Annotated in this window: 17 protein-coding genes; 12 read left to right on the forward strand and 5 right to left on the reverse strand. The window is 71.1% G+C overall.

The genetic code is table 11. From position 1 onward, the window contains the following. Nucleotides 1–217 precede the first annotated feature (217 nt). From ACK3BB_RS21845 to ACK3BB_RS21860, 4 genes are all read left to right on the forward strand, one after another. On the forward strand, nt 218–1,426 hold the full coding sequence (locus ACK3BB_RS21845) for an acetyl-CoA C-acetyltransferase (RefSeq protein WP_428928987.1): 1,209 nt from the start codon (nt 218–220) through the stop codon (nt 1,424–1,426). Between the two features lie 17 nt (nt 1,427–1,443). Beyond that, nucleotides 1,444–3,606, forward strand: coding sequence for a 3-hydroxyacyl-CoA dehydrogenase NAD-binding domain-containing protein (locus ACK3BB_RS21850; RefSeq protein WP_428928988.1), 2,163 nt, complete (start codon nt 1,444–1,446; stop codon nt 3,604–3,606). A gap of 97 nt (nt 3,607–3,703) precedes the next feature. Beyond that, a complete protein-coding gene (locus ACK3BB_RS21855) occupies nt 3,704–3,949 on the forward strand; it encodes a hypothetical protein (protein ID WP_428928989.1) in 246 nt (81 codons plus the stop codon). A 7-nt stretch (nt 3,950–3,956) separates the two neighbouring features. Next, entirely contained in the window at nt 3,957–4,253 is a 297-nt protein-coding gene (locus ACK3BB_RS21860; protein ID WP_428928990.1) for a CcdB family protein, read from the forward strand. 324 nt (nt 4,254–4,577) lie between these two features. On the opposite strand, the gene ACK3BB_RS21865 is transcribed toward ACK3BB_RS21860, so the two are convergent. From ACK3BB_RS21865 to ACK3BB_RS21880, 4 genes are all read right to left on the reverse strand, one after another. Next, nucleotides 4,578–5,882 (reverse strand): TRAP transporter large permease, encoded by a 1,305-nt coding sequence (locus ACK3BB_RS21865; protein WP_428928991.1) that lies wholly within the window; start codon nt 5,880–5,882, stop codon nt 4,578–4,580. Continuing rightward, nucleotides 5,879–6,556 carry a TRAP transporter small permease gene (locus ACK3BB_RS21870; RefSeq protein WP_428928992.1) on the reverse strand — a complete coding sequence of 226 codons (678 nt, stop codon included), beginning with the start codon at nt 6,554–6,556 and terminating at the stop codon, nt 5,879–5,881. Before ACK3BB_RS21870 ends, ACK3BB_RS21865 begins: the two co-directional genes overlap by 4 nt. 13 nt (nt 6,557–6,569) lie before the next feature. Continuing rightward, complete coding sequence (locus tag ACK3BB_RS21875) at nt 6,570–7,541, reverse strand: TRAP transporter substrate-binding protein (RefSeq protein ID WP_428928993.1); 972 nt, start codon at nt 7,539–7,541, stop codon at nt 6,570–6,572. A gap of 139 nt (nt 7,542–7,680) precedes the next feature. Next, a complete protein-coding gene (locus ACK3BB_RS21880) occupies nt 7,681–8,865 on the reverse strand; it encodes a LysR family transcriptional regulator (protein WP_428928994.1) in 1,185 nt (394 codons plus the stop codon). Between the two features lie 232 nt (nt 8,866–9,097). Here ACK3BB_RS21880 and ACK3BB_RS21885 point away from each other — a divergent pair, with 232 nt between their 5' ends. The 4 genes from ACK3BB_RS21885 to ACK3BB_RS21900 all read left to right on the forward strand — a co-directional run bounded on the left by ACK3BB_RS21885 (nt 9,098) and on the right by ACK3BB_RS21900 (nt 13,023). After that, the gene (locus tag ACK3BB_RS21885; RefSeq protein WP_428928995.1) at nt 9,098–9,889 is read left to right on the forward strand and encodes a PIG-L deacetylase family protein; all 792 of its coding nucleotides are present in this window, start codon (nt 9,098–9,100) and stop codon (nt 9,887–9,889) included. Nucleotides 9,890–10,181: 292 nt separating this feature from the next. Continuing rightward, the gene (locus ACK3BB_RS21890) at nt 10,182–11,147 is read left to right on the forward strand and encodes a VOC family protein (protein ID WP_428928996.1); all 966 of its coding nucleotides are present in this window, start codon (nt 10,182–10,184) and stop codon (nt 11,145–11,147) included. 3 nt (nt 11,148–11,150) lie between these two features. Beyond that, complete coding sequence (locus ACK3BB_RS21895) at nt 11,151–11,822, forward strand: 4-carboxy-4-hydroxy-2-oxoadipate aldolase/oxaloacetate decarboxylase (RefSeq protein ID WP_428928997.1); 672 nt, start codon at nt 11,151–11,153, stop codon at nt 11,820–11,822. 136 nt (nt 11,823–11,958) lie between these two features. After that, nucleotides 11,959–13,023: a 4-oxalomesaconate tautomerase gene (locus ACK3BB_RS21900; protein ID WP_428928998.1), complete on the forward strand. Its 1,065-nt coding sequence runs from the start codon at nt 11,959–11,961 to the stop codon at nt 13,021–13,023. A gap of 319 nt (nt 13,024–13,342) precedes the next feature. Here the strand turns inward: ACK3BB_RS21900 and ACK3BB_RS21905 are convergent, their stop codons facing one another. Next, a complete protein-coding gene (locus tag ACK3BB_RS21905) occupies nt 13,343–14,731 on the reverse strand; it encodes an SIP domain-containing protein (protein ID WP_428928999.1) in 1,389 nt (462 codons plus the stop codon). 206 nt (nt 14,732–14,937) lie between these two features. Here ACK3BB_RS21905 and ACK3BB_RS21910 point away from each other — a divergent pair, with 206 nt between their 5' ends. The 4 genes from ACK3BB_RS21910 to ACK3BB_RS21925 all read left to right on the forward strand — a co-directional run bounded on the left by ACK3BB_RS21910 (nt 14,938) and on the right by ACK3BB_RS21925 (nt 21,295). After that, nucleotides 14,938–15,591 (forward strand): response regulator, encoded by a 654-nt coding sequence (locus tag ACK3BB_RS21910; protein ID WP_428929000.1) that lies wholly within the window; start codon nt 14,938–14,940, stop codon nt 15,589–15,591. Then, entirely contained in the window at nt 15,588–17,024 is a 1,437-nt protein-coding gene (locus ACK3BB_RS21915; RefSeq protein WP_428929001.1) for an ATP-binding protein, read from the forward strand. Before ACK3BB_RS21910 ends, ACK3BB_RS21915 begins: the two co-directional genes overlap by 4 nt. Before the next feature lie 90 nt (nt 17,025–17,114). Further along, nucleotides 17,115–18,200, forward strand: a complete 1,086-nt coding sequence (locus ACK3BB_RS21920; RefSeq protein ID WP_428929002.1) for an efflux RND transporter periplasmic adaptor subunit — start codon at nt 17,115–17,117, stop codon at nt 18,198–18,200. Next, nucleotides 18,197–21,295, forward strand: coding sequence for an efflux RND transporter permease subunit (locus tag ACK3BB_RS21925; RefSeq protein WP_428929003.1), 3,099 nt, complete (start codon nt 18,197–18,199; stop codon nt 21,293–21,295). Before ACK3BB_RS21920 ends, ACK3BB_RS21925 begins: the two co-directional genes overlap by 4 nt. Nucleotides 21,296–21,350: the final 55 nt, after the last annotated feature.

Genomic DNA, 21,350 nt, shown 5'->3' on the forward strand with positions numbered 1-21,350 from the left:
GAAGGAACGCCGGGTGACCCGTGCCACCCGGTCCACGACCTCGGCGCGACAGGCCCCACCCGGCCCACGGCCCCGGCGCGTCCCGTGCCGCCGGCCAAAGCCCCCCGGTGCGGCGCAGATCGCCCGGCCCACGACGCTCGGCGCGGCATCCGCCCGCCCCCGACAAGACCCGACAAGACCCGCGCGGCCCCGGCCCGCCCCTGCAGAGAGAGCGCCCATGACCCGTGCCCTGATCTTCGACCACCTGCGCACCCCGCGTGGCAAGGGCCGCCCGGATGGCGCCCTGCACCCGGTCACGCCGATCTCCCTGGCCACCCAGACCCTGGCTGGCCTGCGCGACCGCAACGGGTTGGATACCGGGCTGGTGGATGACGTCATCATGGGCGTGGTCTCGCCCGTCGGCGAACAGGGCTGCAACATGGCCCGGGTCGCGGCGATCCAGGCCGGCTATGCCGAGACCGTCGCCGGGGTGCAACTGAACCGGTTCTGCGCCTCGGGGCTGGAGGCCATCAACGTGGCCTCGGCCCGGGTCAAGGCCGGCGAGGCGGATGCCATGGTCGCCGCCGGGGTGGAATCGATGTCGCGCGTGCCGATCTTTTCCGATGGCGGGGCCTGCTATTCCGACCCGCGCACCAATTGGGACACCTGGTACATCCCGCAGGGCATCGGCGCCGACCTGATCGCCACGATGGACGGTTATGGCCGCGATGACGTCGACGCCTATGCCGCCGAAAGCCAGCGCCGGGCGGCCATGGCCTGGGACGGCGGCTGGTTCGACCGGTCGATCCTGCCGGTGACCGACCGACTGGGCCGGGTGCTGCTGACCCGCGACGAACACATGCGCCCGGGCACCGGCCCGGCCGACCTGGCCCGGCTGAAACCGGCCTTTGCCGGGATGGGCGAACGCGACGGGCTGGATGCGGTGATGCTGCAACGCTACCCGCAGGTCGAATGCATCGACCATGTGCATACCGGGGGCAATTCCTCGGGCATCGTCGACGGGGCGGTGGCCATGCTGATCGGCAACGATGCCTTTGCCGCCCAATCCGGCCTGGCCCCCCGGGCGCGGATCGTCGCGGCCGGCAGCATCGGCAGCGAGCCGGCGATCATGCTGACCGGCCCGGCCGCCGTCACGCGCAAGGTGCTGGGCCGGGCGGGCATGACCGTGGACGACATCGACCTCTTCGAGGTCAACGAGGCCTTTGCCAGCGTCGTGCTGCGCTTCATGGCCGAGATGGACGTGTCCCACGACCGGGTCAACGTGGCCGGCGGGGCGATTGCCATGGGTCATCCGCTGGGCGCGACCGGAGCGATGATCGCGGGCACGGTGCTGGACGAACTGGAACGGCGCGATCTCAACACCGCGCTGATCACGCTCTGTGCGGCGGCCGGCATGGCCATTGCCATGATCATCGAACGCGTCTGATCGAAGGGAGGGATCACATGCCCCAGGCCACATGTCAGGTCACATATGAAACCGCCGGTGACGGCATTGCCATCCTGTCGCTGGCCGGGCCCGATGGCGGGCCGGCCGCCCCGGGTCCGGCGCTCTGGGCCGAGCTGGGCCGGGCGGTCGACCGGCTGGCCGGGGACGATGCCGTGCAGGGCGCGATCCTACGGGCGGGCGAAGGGCCCGACCTGCTGGCCGCGCCCGACACGGCCGCGCTGCTCGACCGGATCGACACGGGCGGGCCGGTCCTGGCCCTGGCCGAAACGATCCGCGCCGAGGCCGCGGTGCTGCGCCGGCTGGAAACCTGCGGCAAGCCCGTCGTGGCCCTGTTGCACGGCCGGGCGACCGGCCCGGCATGGGAGCTGGCCCTGGCCTGCCATCACCGGCTGGCCCTGGCCGGGCCGGGCGCGCGGTTCGGGCTTCCGGACATTGCCCTGGGCTGCCTGCCCGCCCTTGGCGGCAGCCAGCGCCTGCCGCGCCTGGCCGGGATCGAGGCGGCGGTGCCGCTGCTGCTCGATGGCCGGCTGCTGGCCGATGACGCGGCGCTGCAGCTGGGCCTGCTGGACGGTCTGGCCGGCGATGGCCCGGCGCTGGTCGACATGGCCCGGGCCTGGCTGACCGGTGATACACCGGACAAGGCCGTGCGGCCCTGGGATATCAGGGGCTATCGCCTGCCCGGCGGGGCCGGGCCGCTGGCGCCTTTCGCGGGTGAGGTGTTCCAGGCCAATACCTCGCGGCTCAAGGCCGGCCGGTCGCGCTATCCCGCGCCGCATGCGCTGCTGACGGCGGTCTACGAAGGCACCCTGCTGCCGATCGACCGGGCGTTGCAGGTCGAGGCCGACCTGGCCGCGCAGGTGCTCTGCGATCCGGTGGCCGGCAATCTGCTGCGCTCGGCCCGGACCCAGGCCGCGGCCCGGCGGCCTGTGGCCCTGCCGGCCGGGGCGGTGGCACCGGACCGGCTGGGTGTGCTGGGCGCCGGGATGATGGGCGCGGGCATTGCCAATGTCGCCGCCGGCGCCGGGCTGGACGTGGTTCTGCTGGACCGCAGCATGGACGCCGCCGAACGGGGCCTGGCCCATGTCCGGGCCCAGGGCGACCGGGCGGTGAGCCGGGGCCAGGCCAGCCGGGCAGAGGCCGATGCCTTGGCCGCCCGGGTCCGGCCGACCGCCGATCCGGCCGACCTGGCGGGATGCGGGCTGATCATCGAGGCGGTCTTCGAGAACCGGGCGGTCAAGGCCCAGGCAATGGCAGCGGCCGAGCCGATGCTGGCAAAGGGCGGGGTCATGGCGTCGAACACCTCGACCCTGCCGATCACCGGCCTGGCCCGTACTCTGGCCGACCCGGCCCGGTTCATCGGGCTGCATTTCTTCTCGCCGGTCGAACGCATGCCCCTGGTCGAGGTCATCACCGGCAGCGCCACGTCGCCGGCGACCCTGGCCGAGGCGCTGGCCTTTGTCACCCGGCTGGGCAAGGTGCCGATCACCGTGCGCGACAGCCCGGGGTTCTACACCAGCCGGGTGTTCTGCAGTTACATCGACGAGGCCATGGCCATGCTGGCCGAGGGCATTGCCCCGGCGCTGATCGAGAATGCCGCGCGCCAGGCCGGGTTCCCCATGGCCCCCCTGGCGGTGACCGACGAGGTTTCGCTGGACCTGCAGAAACTGGTCATCGACCAGGCCCGGGCCGACGGGCTGGACGAGCGGTTCCTGCGCGGCCATGCCGCCCCGGTGGTCGAGGCGATGTGCGCCCGGGGCCGGCTGGGCCGCAAGGCCGGCGGCGGGTTCTACGAGACGCGGGACGACGGCAGCCGGCGGCTCTGGCCCGGGCTGGGCGAGATGTATCCGTCCCGGGCGGCCCAGCCCTCGGCGGCGGATGTGGGCAAGCGGCTGCTGTACGTGCAGGCGCTGGAAAGCCTGCGCTGCCTGTCCGAAGGGGTGATCGGGGATGCGGCCACGGCCGATACCGGCTCGGTCCTGGGGATCGGCTATCCGCCCTGGACCGGCGGCGCCCTGTCGGTGATTGCCACGGTCGGGGGTGAGGCCTTCCTGGCCGATTGCGCCCGGTTCGCGGCCGAGGCCGGGCCACGCTTTGCCGGCGATGCCGAGGCCGTGCGGGCGCTGGTCGGCATTGACGGGCGACGGCGGGCCGCGGAGTAGGGCCGGGCGCGTTGCGTATTGTGTCGCGGGATGTGTTGCATCTTGTGTTGCGCGGGGTGTCGCCCTATCTTGACGATGCACCACCGGAGGCCGTGCCATGACCAGTTCGTTGAACATCCGCAACCTGGGCGACGCCCGCAAGGCCGCGCTTGAGGCCGAGGCCCGGCTGCAGGGCGTGTCGGTCGCCGATCTCGTGCGCACGTGCATCGACCAGGGCCTGGCCCGGTCGCAGGCCGATCGCGACCGCGCGAACTGGGTCGCGGCGGCGCGCCAGGGGCTGGCCGACGAGGCCCGCCACCTGGACCGTGCGGGGCCGACGCTGGCCCGGTTCCGCCAGCTCTGACCGGCGGATGCAGGGCGCGATCCACCGGCTGCGCGACGGGCCGGAACTGGTCTGCCGGGTGCAGACCGACCTGGGCGTCGACACGCCCTACCTGCTCTGCGCGCCGGTCCAGCGCCGGGACGACTGGGGCGCGCTGGTGCCCCGGTTGCACATTCCCTGCCAGGTCGGCGGCGAGGCCCATGTCATTGTCATGTCGCAGATGGTTGCCCTGCCGGCCGGGGTGCTGGGCCCGGAAATCGCCAATGCAGTGGCCGAGCGTGATCGGATCGTGGCGGCGGTGGATCTGCTGGTGTCTGGGTTCTGAGGCCGGAGCATTTGGGGGGCTTCCCGGCAATGGGGCAAATGCCCTTGCGTCGTGACGAGCACGTGATCCGTGCCGCCCATCCGGGCGCAGGGCTTATGGCGGGGCGCATCATCCACGGTTTGGGGCTGGGCCAATGGCCCGAGACATAAAACCGGACCAATGGCCCGTGGCATGGGGGCCGGCCGATTGTTCGTGACGTGGGGCCGGTGCAATGGCCCTCACCATAGAACCAGGCCAATGCCCCATGTCGCCGGGCCAGATCGAAGCCCCATGACGTGCGCCGGGATCCCCGGCCCGGGCTGGACAGCGCGGCCCGGGGGGTGATCATCCGAACATCGAATTGGGGATCAGCAGGGCGATGCCCGGGATCAGGATGATCAGCAACAGGGTGATGATCATGGCCAGCAGGAAGGGCAGCACCCCGCCGAAGATCGTCGTCAGCGGCACGCCACCGGCCACCCCGCGCACGACAAAGACATTCAGCCCGACCGGCGGGGTGATCATGCCCATCTCGATGACGATCACGGCAATCACGCCGAACCAGATCGGGTCGAACCCCAGGGCCAGAATCACCGGGTAGTAGATCGGCACCGTGACGACCAGCATGGCCAGCCCGTCGAGAAACATGCCCAGCACGACATAGCTCAGCAGGATCGCGGTCAGCGTGCCATAGGGCCCGAGGCCCAGGTGGGTCAGCATCTTGCTGAGCGCCAGGGGGATGTCGGTGATGGCCAGGAAGGGGTTCAGCACGTTGGCCCCGATGACGATCATGTAGAGCATGGCCGAGGTGCGCACGGTCTCGCGCATGGCCTTGACGAAACCGGTCCGCGACAGCCCGCCGGTGACCAGGGCGATCACGATGACCAGCCCGGCGCCGATGCCCGAGGCCTCGACCGGGGTGAAGACGCCCAGGTAGATCCCGCCGATCGACACCACGATCACGGCGATCAGCGGCGCGGCCCGGGCAAAGAGCCGCAGCCGTTCGGCCAGGGGCTGGGGCGTGCCCCGGGGGCCGGCCTCGGGGCGGAGCAGGGTGACCAGCCAGATCGCGGCGATGAACAGGGCCGACATCAGCAGGCCGGGCAGGATGCCGGCCATGAACAGCCGGCCGATCGATTCCTCGGTCAGGATGGCATAGATCACAAAGCCCGTGGACGGCGGGATCAGGAAGCCCAGCGTGCCTCCGGCGGCCACCGCCCCGGTGGCCAGGCCCGGGGCATAGCCAAAGCGCTTCATCTCGGGCAGGGCGACCCGGCCGATGGTCACGGCCGTGGCCACCGACGAGCCCGACACGGCCGAAAAGGCCGCGCAGCCCAGCACCGAGGCCGAGGCCAGCCCGCCGCGGAACCGGCCGACCCAGGCATGGGCGGCGTCATAGAGCGACCGGCTGAACCCGGCTTCCGAGGCGACATTGCCCAGAAGGACGAACATCGGCACGACGATGAGGTTGTAGTTGGACACCGAGGAATAGGTTTCGGTGAACATGATGGCCGTGGCCCGGCGCAGCCCGTCCAGGAACCAGATGCCGAAAAAGCCGGTCAGCAGCATGGCAAAGGCCACGGGCGTGCGCAGGATCATCAGCAGGAACAGCCCGCCGATGCCCAGCACGCCGATTGTCACGTCGGTCATCGGGTCTGCTCCTTGCCGGTCGGGGTGTTGGGTGCTTTGGGGTCGGACGGGGCCGGACCGCCGGGCGCAGCGGGCGTTGCATCAGGGGCGTCGCGAAAGGCATGCGCTTTGGCCGCCGGCACGCCGGTCTTGTGGTCTGTGCCGGCCTCGGGGGCGGTGGGGGCCTCGGAGGTGTCGGGCCCGTCCAGGTCATGGCCGGCCAGCAGGGCGGCAACCTGGACCAGGTCGACCAGGACGCACAGGCCCATGCCCGCCAGGATCGCGCCGTAGAACGGCCAGAGCGGCAGGCCCAGCATGTTGGTGGCATCGCCGAATTCCATGGCCTCGGCGGCCTTGCGCCAGGCCTGGCGGCAGATCACGGCCAGGGCCACGATCGACAGGCCCCGGCCCAGCAGGTCGCCGGCCAGCCGGCCGGCCCGGCCCAGCACGCGGTCGAACAGGTCGACCCGCACATGGGCGCCGCTGGCCGTGCAATAGGGCAGGGCCAGCATGACCAGCGCCACGGCGATCAGCTGGACGATCTCGTTCACGCCCAGCAGGGGCGCGCCGAAGACATAGCGCAGCACGACGCCTAGGGTCACGACGCAGACCATGCCGAGCAGGCAGAGCCCGGCCCCCACGGCCAGCAGCGCCGGGACCCGGCCGGCCCAGGCCGCCCAGGTCGGGGATGTCATCGCGGCCACCGGCTCAGTCTTTGCGCAGCGCGTCGACGATGTCCGCGGCATTGCCGCCGACCTCGGCCACCACGGCATCGACCACCGGGGCGGACAGCGCGTCAAAGGCCGCGGCCTCTTCGGCGGTCAGCTCGATCACTTCGCCGCCCATCTCGGCAAAGGCCGCGATGCCGGCCTCGGCCACGTCAAGCTGGGTGCGGTTGGCCAGGTCCGAAGCCGCGCGCCCGGCGTCGAGCACGGCGGCCTGGGCGGCATCGGGCAGGTCGCGGAAGGCGTCGCGGTTCATCACGATGAAGAACGGCGAGTTGGTCGCATCGAAGCCCAGGGTCAGGAACCGGGCGACCTCGCCCAGGCGAAAGGCCCGGGTGGCCGTGGTGTCGATCATCGCCGCGTCGATCACCCCGGTCTGCATGGCATTGTAGATCTCGGTCACCGGCATCGACACCGGGTTGCCGCCCCAGGCCTCGACCTGCAGCCCGGCATTGCGCGAGGGCACGCGGATGTTCATGCCCCGGACGTCGTCGGGCGTGCGGATGGCCGTGTCGCGGCTGTAAAGCACGTTGGGCGCGCTGGACCAGAGCGAGACCAGCTGGACCCGGCGGAACTCGTCCTTGACCAGGTCGATATTGGCCCAGATGTCGGCCGTGCCGGTTTCGGTGTCGATCACCCCGGGCAGTTCGGCCACCAGGGTCCGCGGGAAGGTCGCGGCGGTATAGCCCGGCAGGCTGATGGCAAAATCGGCCACGCCGTCGACGGCGCGGTTGTATTGCTCGACGGGGCCCGGGCCCAGCTCGCCGCCGTTGTAGAGCCGCACGGTGACCTCGCCGCCGGTCTTGTCGGCGACCATGTCGGCAAAGGGCTGGAACGCCCCGGCCACGTAGGGATGGCCCGGGGGCATGAAATTGGCAAAGCTCAGCTCTTCGGCCAGCGCGGCCCCGGCCATCAGGCCCAGCCCGGCCGCGGCGATCAGTGTCGTCAGTCGCATCGTGTCTCCTCCCGAAAGGATCTGCGCGGGGCCAAGGGCGCGCATCGCCCGGCCGGCCCCCCGATTGAACGAGGGTCCTTGTGTCAGCCGGGGGCCGGGAAACACCAATTCAAACTGGTCGGGCGGGGATAAGTGCAGGCTATACGGGAGGTGCGGCGGCCGCGGCGTCGCGCAGCAGGTCCAGCATCAGGCTCTGGGCCTTGGTCGGCACCCAGCCGCGCCGGTAGGTCAGGCCGATGGCCCGGGCCGGCGAGGCGATCCGCGTGTGCAGGCGCGCGACGAGGCCCTTGTCGACCTCGGCCGCGGCCTGGCGCGCCGAGATGCAGCCGATCAGCTCGCTGCGGGCCAGAACCTCGCGCATCAGCAGGATGGACCCGCATTCGACGATGCTGTCGGGCAGGTCCAGCCCGTGGCTGGCAAAAAGCTCGTCGAACTGTTCGCGGGTGGGCGTGCCCTGGCGGGGCACGACCCAGGCATGCTGGGCCAGCACGTCGAGCGGAACGTCGGTCTCGGCGGTCAGCGGATGGCCGGGCCGGGCGATGCAGGCCAGACGGTCGGCGAAAAGCTGTTCCTGGATCACGTCGTCGACCGGGGCGGGCTGGCGCAGGGCGCCGATGATCACGTCGATCTCGCCCCGGCGCAGGCCGCGCAGCATGTCCATGTAAGGCCCGTCATGCAGGGTGACCTGCAGCTTGGGCCGGGCCTGGCGGAACCGGGCCAGGGCCTCGGGCAGGATGACCGAGCGCGACAGGGGCAGGCAGCCGATCACGATGCGCCCGGCGTCGCGGCCGTCGAACTCGGCCAGGTCGGCCTCGGCCTGGTCGAACTCGGAAAAGGCCAGCTGGGCCGCCCGGGCGATCTGGCGGCAGGCCCGGGTGGCGATCATGCCATGGGGCGTGCGCTGGAACAGCGGCTTGCCGGCATCGCCTTCGACATGGGTCACGGCCCGGTGCACCGTCGGCTGGGCCAGGCCCAGCTGGCGTGCGGCCAGCGACGAATTCTGGGTTTCGGCCAGGGCGATGACGGCCTGCAGCTGGGCCGTGGTGGCCGTCAGGGTCAGGCGGTTGGCCACTTCGGCCAGGGCGGCGTCCAGCCGGTCCATCGCCCGGCGCAGGCGGCTGTCCAGCACCCGGCCGCGATCGGTCAGGGCCAGCCCCTGGCGGGTGCGGTCGAACAGCGCCCCGCCGACCTCGCGTTCCAGCTTGGCCACGGCCTGGGTGACGGCCGGCTGGGACAGGTTGCACCGGGCGGCGGCCAGCGTCGGGGAACCGCTGTCGGCCACGGCCAGGAACAGCCGGAAGTGCCTGAGATTGCGCGAGACCATCGAGGGCGTTCCTCACGGCGCGGGGCTTTGCCCGGGGTTTCAAGGGCTTGCAGTCCGGCCCGGGCGGGTGGTGCGACCGGGGTGCATCGTGCAGCACCCGGCCCGCCCCGGCCCGGGACGCGGGCAAAGCTTATAGCAAATTCTTATCCGATCAACTGGGCTTCAAATTTGCCCCCCGCCGGGCCGGGATGCCATCAGGACAGGCGCGAACCGATGCCGAGGAGCCCCGTTCATGACCCAAGCCAGCGCCACGCCCGATGCAGCCGACCAACAGCGGCCCGACACGGCGCCCGATCCGGCCCCGAAGACGGCGCTGGTGATTTCGGCCCATGCCGCCGATTTCGTCTGGCGCTGCGGCGGGGCGATCGCGCTGCACGCGGCGCAGGGGTACGATGTCACGGTGGCCTGCCTGTCCTTTGGCGAGCGCGGAGAAAGCGCCCGGCTGTGGAAGGAAGGCAAGACGCTGCAACAGGTCAAGGACATCCGCCGGGCCGAGGCCGAAGCCGCCGCAGATGCGCTTGGCGTGCACCGGCTGGAGTGTTTCGACCTGGGCGACTACCCGCTGCATCTTGATCGCGACGACACCTATCGGCTGGTCGATCTGATCCGCGCGGTCCAGCCGGCCTTCATGATGTGCCATTCGCAATACGATCCCTACAACACCGACCACATGTACATGACCAAGGTCGCGCTGGAGGCCCGGATGATCGCCCAGGCCTGGGGCCATGAACCCGGCCAGCAGGTGCTGGGCGCGCCGCAGCTCTACCTGTTCGAACCGCACCAGACCGAGCAGATGGGCTGGAAGCCGGATGTCTTCCTCGACATCACCCCGGTCTGGGACCGCAAGCGCGCCGCGATGGAATGCATGAACGGCCAGGTCCACCTGTGGGACTATTACACCCGCGTGGCCCAGCAGCGGGCCAACCATTTCAAGCGCAATTCCGGCGGCCAGTCGGGTGGCCGCGATTGCCGCTATGCCGAGGGCTTCCAATCGGTCTTTCCCCGCACGGTCGATACGCTGTGAGCCGTGGCCCGGCGTTCCTGTCGTCCGGCCCTGTGCCGCGAGGGGCGGCGTGGCCGGGTCGGCGGGATGACCGTGCGTGTCGCCGGCCCGCCGGCCTCACCCGCCGGGGCCGCCCGGCGTTCCTGTCGCCCGGCCCGATGCGCCGACCGCTGGCGTGGCGAGGCCGGGCCCGGCAGAATGACACCCGTTGCCGCTCTGTCGGCATTATCCCGGCCGCCCGCCCCGACCCCGCCGCGCGGCCGGTCCGGCCCGCGCCCGGCACCTGACCGGCCCCCGATCCAAGGAACAGACCATGCCCGATCCGACCAACCCCGCCATGGACATCGCCCACCTGGGCCATGTCGAGATGCTGACCGACAAATATGACGAAAGCCTCGATTTCTTCACCCGGGTCTACGGGCTGACCCTGTCGGGCGAGGACCGCACCAGCGCCTATCTCAGGGCCTGGGACGATTACGAATACCACACGCTGAAACTGACCCGGGCCGAGACCACGGGCGTCGGCCATATCGGCTATCGCGCGGCCAGCCCGCAGGCGCTGGACCGGCGCGTGGCGGCGATCGAGGCCTCGGGCTACAAGACCCATGGCTGGGTCGACGGCGATCTCGGCCACGACCGGGCCTATCGCTTCGAAGACCCGTTCGGCCATGTCTTCGAGATCTATTACGACACGCGCTGGTACGAACCCCAGGCCCGGGCCGAACGCGCGGCGCTCAAGAACACGGCCTCGGCCTTCCATGGCGCGGCGCCCCGGCGGATCGACCATCTCAACCTGCTGTCCGAGGACGTGGCCGAGTTCCGGCGGTTCATGGAAACCTGCCTGGGCAGCCGGGTGACGGAATACATCCAGCTCGACAACGGGCGGATCGGCGGCTGCTGGTTCACGGTCAACAACAAGACCTACGACCTGGCCTGCACCGAGGAGCATGGCGGCGGGATGGGCCGGTTGCACCACGTCACCTATGCCACCGACCAGCGCGAGGACATCCTGCGCGCGGCCGACATCTTTCTGCAGAACGGCGTGCATATCGAGACCGGGCCGCACAAGCATGCGATCCAGGGCACGTTCTTCCTGTATGTCTGGGAACCGGCGGGCAACCGGGTCGAGCTGGCCAATGCCGGGGCGCGGCTGATCCTGGCGCCCGACTGGCAGCCCGTGGCCTGGACCGAGGCCGACCGCCGCAAGGGCCAGGCCTGGGGCCTGAAGACCATCGAAAGCTTCCACACCCACGGCACCCCGCCGGTGCAGAAAGGCTGAGCCATGCCCATCGTCGTACAGGATATCGAACGGCCCGATCCCGCCCTTGTCGCCCGGCTGGGCGCGGCGGGAGTGGCCACGGTGCACGAGGCCGCCGGGCGGACGGGCTGCCTGCACAGCTACATGCGCCCGATCTATCCGGGCGCGCGGATCGCCGGGCCGGCGGTGACCATCTCGGCCCCGCCGGGCGACAACTGGATGCTGCACGTGGCCATCGAACAGGTCCAGCCCGGCGACGTGCTGGTGCTGGCCCCGACCTCGCCCTGTGACAACGGCTATTTCGGCGACCTGCTGGCCACATCGGCCCGGGCGAGGGGCTGTGCCGGGCTGATCATCGACGCCGGGTGCCGCGATGTCCGCGACCTGACCGACATGGGCTTTCCGGTCTGGTCCCGGGCGATCAGCGCGCAGGGCACGGTCAAGGAAACCCTTGGGTCGGTCAACGTGCCGGTGGTCTGTGCCGGCCAGGCCGTGGCGCCGGGCGACGTGATCGTGGCCGATGACGACGGGGTTGTCGTGGTGCCGCGCGGGGATTGCGCGGCGGTCCTGCAAGGGGCCGACAAGCGGGTCGCGGCCGAAGAGGCCAAGCGCGCGCGGCTGGCGGCCGGCGAACTGGGACTGGACATCTACGACATGCGCGGGCGGCTGGCCGAGAAGGGCCTGAAATATGTCTGACAGCCCGGCCGATTCAGCCGGTGCGGGTGGCATGGCCCGGCCCGGGGCCGGTGCGTCGGCGGGTCCGGCCGGGGCCGCGGGCAGGCCCGCCGATGGGCCGGCGCCATCAGCGGTCGGATCACCCGGCGGCGCGGCGGTGGCCTCGGCGGCGGGCATCCCCTGCCTGTGGATGCGCGGCGGCACGTCCAAGGGCGCCTACCTGCTGGCCGCCGATCTGCCGTCCGACCGGGCGACCCGCGATGCCCTGCTGCTGCGCCTGATGGGCTCGCCCGACCCGCGCCAGGTCGACGGCATCGGCGGAGGCGATCCGCTGACCTCCAAGGTTGCCATCCTCGCCCCGCCCTCGCGGCCCGATGCCGATGTCGATTACCTCTTTCTCCAGGTCTTCCCCGACCGGCCCGTGGTCTCCGATGCCCAGGGCTGCGGCAACATCCTGGCCGGAGTCGGCCCGGCGGCCATCGAACGCGGGTTGGTCGCTGCCACACCCGGCGAAACCGCCGTGCGCATCCACATGTGCAACACCGGCGAAATTGCCACGGCCCGGGTGCAAACACCGCAGGGCCGGGTCTGCTATGACGGCACCGCACGGATCGACGGCGTGCCCGGCGCCCATGCGCCCGTGGCACTGATGTTCGACCGGCTGGCCGGGTCGATGTGCGGCGCGCTGCTGCCCACCGGCCGGGCCTGCGACCGGATCGACGGCCTGCCCTGCACCCTGATCGACAACGGCATGCCCTGTGTCATCCTGCCGGCCACGGCCCTCGGCCTGACCGGCCAGGAACCGCCCGCCGCGCTCGAAGCCGACACCGCGCTGAAGGCCCGGCTGGAAGCCATCCGCCTGGCCGCCGGGCCGATGATGGGCCTGGGCGACGTGGCCGCGAAATCGGTGCCCAAGATGACCCTGGTCGCCCCGCCCCGGGCCGGAGGTGTCATTGCCACCCGCAGTTTCATCCCCCATCGCTGCCATGCCTCGATCGGGGTCTTTGCGGCGATCAGCGTGGCCACGGCCTGCACCCTGCCGGACAGTCCCGCCGCCGCCCTGGCCGATCTGCCGGCGGGTGACCGCTTTGCCATCGAACATCCCTCGGGCGCGGCCGACGTGGTGATCACCCGCGATGCGGCGGGCCAGGTCCGTGCGGCCGGGTCTGTCCGCACCGCGCGCAAGCTCTTTGACGGGCTGGTCTTTCCGGCCCCTGCCTGAGCCCACCGGGCGCCCCGCGCCCATCTGGCGCCGTCCGTGGTCCCGGTATCCGCACGGCTCCGTCCGCGAGATCCGTGTCTGCCTCTCCCGGTCCGCGAGGCCAATGCCCGCCCGGCCCCGCTGGCCTGGCCCGGGTCGGACATATGCCGTCCGCTTGGCCCGAGCCCGCCGAAACGTGAATGATCCGTTGCCCGGTATCCGTCCGGCATGCCTCGTGTCCGCCTGTCCCACGTCAAATCTTGGCCTCCCAAACGCCAAGGGGGCCCGTCGCTGCGGGCCCCCGTGCCTTGTGTCCACTCCGAAACCGCGATGGCGCGGCTCAGTCGAGCGCCTTGTCGCTGTCGCCGGCATTGCCCGCGATCCAATAGCCCGCGGCCTTGAGATAGGGCGCCGGGTGGTTCCGGTCGGTCAGGAAATGGGTCTTGAGCGCCCGGGCCACCTGGGCTTCGGCGGCGATCCAGACAAAGCCCTTGCCCTCGGGCAGTTCCAGCCCGCGCGCGGCGTCGAGCAGCGGCGCGATGGCCCCGGCCTCGGCCACCGGGCGGTGCACCCAATGAGCCTGGTGATCGGCCTGTGTGACCAGCGCCTGTTCGTCCTCGGCCCCCGGCACGGCCACCAGCGTCACGACCTGCGTGCCCGCGCCCAGCTCTTCGGTCTTGCGGCCGATGGCGGGCAGGGCGGTTTCGTCGCCGACCAGCAGGTACCAGTCGAAGATCGGCGCGATCTCGGCCGACCCGCGCGGCCCGCCGATGTCCAGCGTGTCGCCGGCCCGGGCGCCGACCGCCCAGGCCGTGGCCGGCCCGGCGTCATGCACGGCGAAATCCACCACCAGCGAGCGGTCGGCGGTGTCATAGGACCGGGGGGTGTAGTCGCGCATCTGGCGGTCGTCACCCTCACCGAAGAACAGCTTGATGTGGTCGTCGGCGCCCAGGCTGACGAAATCGGCCAGGTCGTCGCTTTCCAGCACCATGCGGATCATGTGCGGCGTCAGGTATCCCGTTTCGCGCACGGTCAGGCTGCGGCGCTTCAGCTCGTGGCGGTGGCGGATGATCACCTGCTCGGCCGGTTCGGCAGGGTCGGCGGGCGCCCCGGGTGCGGGCGCCACGGCCAGCAGGTCGCGGGCGGCGGCACGCAGGCGCTCGGCCAGGGCCTCGACCAGCGCGGCATCGGCGGTGTCATCGGCCAGCCGGTCGCGCAGGGCGGCCTTGATCTCGTCCATGGCCCGCACGATCGGCTTGGGCGCGTTGCCCCGCCGGCCGCGCGGCATCTGGCGCTGGCGCAGCTCGTCGGCGGCCTCGGCGTTGGCCGTCAGGAAGGCCTGGCCTTGTTCGGTGATCCGCGCGCTCTTGCGCCCGGATGTGTCGGTTTCGACGGTGGCAAAGCCCGATTCCTCCAGCCAGGTGAAGGCCGGATAGATCACCCCCGGGCTGGGGCTGTAGATGCCGTCGAACCGGTCTTCGATCTCCTTGATGATCTCGTAGCCGTGGCGGGGCTGTTCGGCGATCATCGCCAGGATCAGCAGGCGCAATTCGCCGTATTCGAACAGCCGGCGGCCGCGGTGACGGCCGCCCTTGCCGGATTTCTCGCCTTTTTCGCCCCGGTCTCCCTTGCGGCCCTTCCGGCCACCGTCGCCGCGCAGCTTCTCGCGGCCCTTCTCGCGCGATTTTTCGCGGCGGGCGGGGCGAAGCTCTTCGTTGTCCTGTGTCAATGCAGGCTCCTCATGATTCGATATATCGAGATATAAGATATATCGGGAATTGCGCAAGCCCCCGGAATGCCTTGGCTCTCGCCGGCGTGATCGGCCGGGCAGGTCGGCCGGACACCCGCGGGTGTGGCCCGGTGCGACCGGGGCTTCAGTTTGCCTTCAGCTTGGCCGATTATGGTCGCGCGTCACTCAACCGCGCGGACCGGTCCATGCGTATCCTGCTTGTCGAAGACGACCCGCTTGTCGGGGATGCGCTGGTCAAGAGCCTTGGCCGCGACCGCGCGCGCGTCGACTGGATCCGCGATGGCGAGGCCGCGGCCACGGCGCTGGCCTCGGGCGGGTTCGACCTTGTCGTGCTCGATCTCGGCCTGCCCGGGCGCGACGGCCTGTCGGTGCTGCGCGACCTGCGGGACCGGGGCGATGCCACGCCGGTCCTGGTGCTGACCGCCCGCGACGGGGTCGAAGACCGCATCCTGGGCCTGGACAACGGGGCCGACGATTACCTGCTCAAGCCCTTCGACACCGGCGAGCTGCTGGCCCGCTGCCGGGCCCTGCTGCGCCGGGCCCAGGGCCGGGGCGACGACCGCATCACGCTGGACGCGCTGACCGTCGACCTGGGCGCCAACAGCGTGGCCGTCGACGGCCGGCCGCTGCACCTGCCCCAGAAGGAATTCCGCCTGCTGGTCTACCTGGCCGAACGGCGCGGGCGGGTGGTGCCCAAGGCCCAGCTGGAACAGATGCTGTACGGCTGGGACGACGGGGCCGAAAGCAACACCGTCGAAGTCTATGTCTCGGCCCTGCGCCGCAAGATCGGAGCCGACCGCATCCGCACCCTGCGGGGCGTCGGCTACATGATCCCATGAGCGGGGCGGCCTCGCTGCGCGGGCGGTTGCTGCGCGGGCTGGTGCCGGCGCTGGTGCTGGTCTGGCTGATCGGCAGCGCCTTCATCCTGATGCGCAGCTGGGACGAGATCGAGGACAGCTATGTCGACCAGCTCGACCACATGGCCTTTGCCCTGGCCCAGGTGCTGGACGACAGCGCGCTGACCCCCGAGGCCGTGGTCGACAGCGTGCGGGCCCGGCGCGATCGCAACATCTTTGTCGTGGTCTTCCGCCAGGGCCAGCCGGTGCTGCGCTCGGCCCGGGCGCCGGACGGGATCAGCGAGCTGACCGGCGACGGCGATCCGCGCTATTACCTGGCCCGGGAAACCGCCCGGGGCGGGCAGATCACCGTCGTGGCCGGGCTGGAACGCGACGAGGTGCGCCAGCTGATCACCCAGGTCGCGGCCGGGGCGGCCCTGCCCATGGCGCTGGGGCTGCTGGCCATGCTGGGCGTCGTGCTGGTGGCCATCACCCGGGCGCTGCGCCCGCTGGACGACCTGCGCGCCGAGCTCGAAGACCGCCACCCCGACCAGCTCGACCCGCTGCGCGGGCGCGACCTGCCGACCGAGCTGCGCCCGGTGGTCGAGGCGCTGAACCACCTGCTGGGCCGGATGCGCCTGGCCGTCGACCGCGAGCGGCGCTTCGTGGCCGATGCCAGCCATGAACTGCGCACGCCGCTGGCCGCGATCCGGGCCCAGGTCGACACGATCGACCGCAGCCGGCTGGACGCGGAGACCGGCGCGGCGCTGGACCAGATCCTGCGGGGCGTGGGCCGGTCGACGCGGCTGGTGCAACAGCTGCTGCGCCTGGCCCGGGCCGATGCCGATGACGGTGGCGCGGCGGCCGAGATCCGGCTGGACGAACAGGCCGTGGCCATCGTGTCGGACCTGTTCCCGCTGGCCGTGCTGCACGACACCGACCTGCAGCTCGATTGTGCCCCGGCCCGGGTGCGGGCGATGCCCGCCGATATCGAGATGGTGTTGGGCAACCTGATCGAGAACGCCGTGCACCATGCCGGGACGGGCGCGCGCATCCGGGTCAGCTGTGGCCCGGCGGGGGGCGGCGACCAGGGCGGCGCGGCCGATGGCCCGGAGGACGATGGCGGGGCCTGGCTGTGTGTCGAGGACAGCGGGCCGGGCATTGCCGAACCCGATCGGGCCGGGCTGTTCGACCGGTTCCGCCGGGGACCGCGCAGCAGCGCCGACGGGGCCGGGCTGGGCCTTGCCATTGTCGCCTCGGTCGCCCAGAGGCTGGGCGCGGCGATCACCCTGGGCCGGTCCGACGGGCCGGGCGGGCTGGGCGGCCTGCGGGTCGACCTGCGGTTTCCGCCGATCCGCCCGGCCGCACGATTCACCATGCTAAGAGATGAAGCTGAGGAGAAGCTGAAGCATGCCTCCCTTGCCGCCACACGTTAAGTTTGATTGCCGCAACGCGGCACGCCCGGCATCCTTGCCCCGGGTCGGGATGGGTTCCGTCCCGCGACCCGCCGGACCGGAGCACGCCCCATGAAAGCCATCCGAATCCTCTTCGGACTGATCCTGTTATGCGCCGCCGCCGTCGGTGGCTTTGTCTTCACCGAGGACATGTTGGCCGCGACACCGCCTGCCCAGGGCGGGGGACGCGGCGGCGGGCCGATCGCGGTGGAAACCCTGCCGGTCGAGATCCTGACCTTTTCCGAGACCGTCGAGGCCGTGGGTACGACCCTGGCCCGCCAATCGGTCGTGTTGCAGCCCACGGCGTCGGGCCGGGTGACCGAGGTGGCCTTTGCCGCCGGGGACCGCGTGGCCGCCGGCCAGGCGCTGGTCCGGCTCGACGATGCCGCCGCCCGCGCCGGGCTGGCCTCGGCCGAAGCCACCGTGGCCGAGGCCGAAGCGGCCTTTGACCGCCAGCAGCAACTGGAACAGCGGGGCAGCGCCGCCGAGGCCACCCTTCAGGCCGCCCGGGCGGCCATGCTGCGGGCCGAGGCCGAGCGCGACATGGCCATCAACACGCTGGACGACCGGGTTCTGCGCGCGCCCTTCGCCGGGGTGGTCGGCCTGACCGACCTGGCCCTGGGCCAGCTGATCGACAGTTCGACCGAGATCACCACGCTCGACGACCTTTCGGTCGTCGAGGTGGCCTTCAGCGTGCCGGAGCGGTTCATCGCCCGGCTGGCCCTGGGCCAGCAGGTGGCGCTGTCGTCGCCGGCCTATCCGGCCGAGACCTTCACCGCCACGATCCGGGCCATCGACACGCGGGTCGACCAGACCACCCGGTCGATCGCCCTGCGCGCGGCGGTGCCCAACGACGACGGCCGGCTGACCGCCGGCATGTTCATGCGCGTGTCGCTGGTGCTGGGCCAGCGCCAGGCACCGGCGGTGCCCGAACGAGCCCTGTCGGTCGCCGGGGCCAGCGCCTTCATCCACCTGGCCGTCGACGGCGTGGCCCAGCGGGTCGAGGTCGGCACCGGCAGCCAGCAGGGCGACCTGGTCGAGGTCACAGGCACCGACCTGGCCGCCGGCGCGCCGGTCATCGTGACCAACCTGCACCGCATCGGCGACGGCTCCGAGATCGAGGTCACCGGGGTCCAGCTTTCGGAGGCCGGGCAATGAGCCTTCCCGACATGTCCATCCGCCGGCCCGTCATGTCGGCGGTGTTCAACCTGCTGATCGTGCTGGTCGGGGCCGTGGCCCTGACCCGCCTGCCGGTCCGCGAGCTGCCCCAGGTCGACAGCGCCCGGCTGTCCATCGTGGTCAATTACACCGGCGCCGCGCCGGATGTCATCGACAGCCAGGTGGCCTCGGTCATCGAAGGCGCGCTGGCCGGCATTTCGGGCCTGCAGAGCATGGACACCGAAAGCGAGCGGGGCCGGTCGCGCACGGTGCTGATCTTTGAACCCTCGCGCGACATCGACAGCGCGGCCAATGACGTGCGCACGGCGATCGACCGGGCCGCGCGCAACCTGCCCGACGGGGCCGACGCGCCGATCGTCTGGAAGAACGACAGCCAGAGCGACCCGGTGGTCCGGCTCAGCCTGTCCTCGGCCTCGATGTCGCCGCTCGAACTGTCGGATTACGCCGAGCGCTACATCACCGACCGGCTGGCCCGGCTGCCCGGGGTGGCCAATGCGGCGATCTTCGGCGAACGGGCCCCGGCGATGCGCATCTGGCTGGATGCCGACCTGATGGCCGCCCATGGCGTGACCACCGGCGACATCACCCAGGCCCTGCAATCCAACAACATCGAACTGCCCGCCGGCGAGATCGAGACCGGCGCCCGCCAGCTGCAGCTGCTGGCCCGCACGCGGTTCACCTCGGCCGAGGAATTTGCCGGGTTGGTCATCCGCGACGACGGCGTGCGCCCGCTGCGCCTGGGCGACGTGGCGCGGATCGAATCCGGGCCCTCGGCCTCGGAAAGCAGCTTTCGCTCGGATGGCCGCACCGGGCTGGGCCTGGGCATCCAGCCCCAGGCCCAGGCCAACACCGTGGCCATCAGCCAGGCCGTCAAGGCCGAGCTGGCCCTGATGCGCCCGACGCTGCCGGCCGACATGACCCTGGAAATCACCACCGACGAGGCGCTGTTCATCCAGACCACGCTGAACGAGGTGGCCCATGTCTTTGCCGAGGCCGTGGGCCTGGTGACGGCCGTGATCTTCCTGTTCCTGGGCTCGGCCCGGCTGTCGCTGGTGCCCGTGGTCACGATCCCGATCTCGATCCTGGGCGCGGCGCTGGCCATGCTGCTGCTGGGCTTCACGATCAACATCATGACGCTCTTTGCCATGATCCTGGCCATCGGGCTGGTCGTCGATGACGCCATCGTCGTGCTGGAGAACATCCAGCGTCACCGGGCCATGGGCGCCAGCCGGTCCGAAGCCGCCCGGCTGGGGGCCAACCAGGTCAACTTTGCCGTCATCGCCACCACCGCCGTGCTGATCGCCGTCTTCCTGCCGGTCAGTTTCATGGAAGGCGAGATCGGCCAGATCTTTGCCGAGTTCGGCATCGTGCTGGCCGTGGCCGTGTCGGTGTCGGGCTTTGTCGCCCTGACCCTGTCGCCGGCCCTGGCCGCCCGGCTGCTGCCCCGCGAGGACCGGCCCAACCTGCTGACCCGGGGCGTCAATGCCGTGATCGGCTGGGTCGAACGGGGCTATCGCGCCGGGCTGAACGGGGTCATGCGCGCGCCCGAGATCCTGCTGGCCTTCACCGGCTTTGCCGTTGCCGCCTCGGCCGCGCTCTATTTCTCGCTGCCCAAGGAGGTCACCCCCGAGGAAGACCGCGGCCAGTTCCGCATCTACATCACCGCGCCGCAGGGATCGAACCTGGAATATACCGATGCCGCGACGCGCAAGGTCGAAGCGCTGCTGGAGCCGCTGCGCGACGAAGGCGTGGTGACCAACGTGACAACCATCGTCGGCATGTGGGGCGAGCTGCGCCGGGCGATGATCTTCGTCAACCTGGTGCCCTGGCAGGACCGCGACCTGTCGGTGCGCGATGTCATCGCCGATCTGCGCGGCCCGCTGTCGGGCATATCCGAGGCCGCGACCTGGGTGCGCCCGTCCAGCGGCCTGCGCATCGGAGGCGGGCGCGGCGGGCTCAGCTTCATGCTGGGCGGCCCCGACATCGACCGCGCCGCGGCCTGGGCCGAAGAGCTGGCCGTCGTGCTCGAAGCCGACCCGGATCTCAGCGGCGTCGAGGTCGGCCATGCGGCCAACCAGCCCGGGGCGACCCTGTCGGTCGATCGGCTGCGGGCCCAGGACCTGGGCCTGGACGCGCAGACCGTGTCCTCGACCCTGCGCACGCTGATCGCCTCGCAGACCATCGGCGAATACAGTTCGAACGGCCGGCAATACCCGGTCATCCTGCAGGCCGCGCCCGAGGATCGCGACAGCCCCGAGGACCTGATGTCGATCCTTCTGCGCAACGACCGGGGGGACCTTGTGCCCTTGTCGGCCTTTGCCAGCGTCGAGACCGAGGCCACCGTGCCGGCGATCAACCGGTTCAACCGGGTTCATTCCGTCGAGATGGAATCCGACCTGGTGGCAGGGGCCGACCTGGCCCAGGTCATGGCCCGGGTCGAAGCCGCCGTGGCCGAGCTGCCCCCCGGGGCGGTGCTGGCCTGGCAGGGCCAGGCGGCCGATTACCTGCGCGCCTCGGGCGGCATGTCGATGGTCTTTGGCATGGCCCTGGCCATTGTCTTCCTGGTGCTGGCCGCCCAGTTCGAAAGCTTTCGCACGCCGCTGGTCATCCTGCTGACCGTGCCGCTGGGCCTGAGCGGGGCGGTGCTCACGCTCTGGCTGGCCGGGCAGACCGTCAACATCTTCAGCCAGGTCGGGCTGGTCCTGCTGGTCGGGCTGATGGCCAAGAACGGCATCCTGATGGTCGAGTTTTCCAACCAGCTGCGCGAGGGCGGCGCGGCCCTGCGCGATGCGGCCATCGAAGGCGCCGTGACCCGGCTGCGCCCGGTGACCATGACCACCATTGCCACCGTGCTGGGCGCCGTGCCCCTGGCCATGGCCTCGGGGGCGGGGGCGGAAAGCCGCATTGCCATCGGGCTGGTCATCACCGGCGGGCTCAGCTTTGCCTTCGTGCTGACCCTCTTTGTCACCCCGGTGATCTATTTCCTGGTCGAATCCGTGCGCGGCGGCCCGGCCGAGCCGCAACAGGCCGGTGATGCGCCCGATCCCGACCCGGCCACGACCCCGGCTGAATGAGCCGGGCCCGCCCCTTGTTCCCGGCCGGGTGATCCACCCGCGGCGGCCCCCCATC

The organism is Marinibacterium sp. SX1, from assembly GCF_050389775.1.
Classification (GTDB): domain Bacteria; phylum Pseudomonadota; class Alphaproteobacteria; order Rhodobacterales; family Rhodobacteraceae; genus Marinibacterium.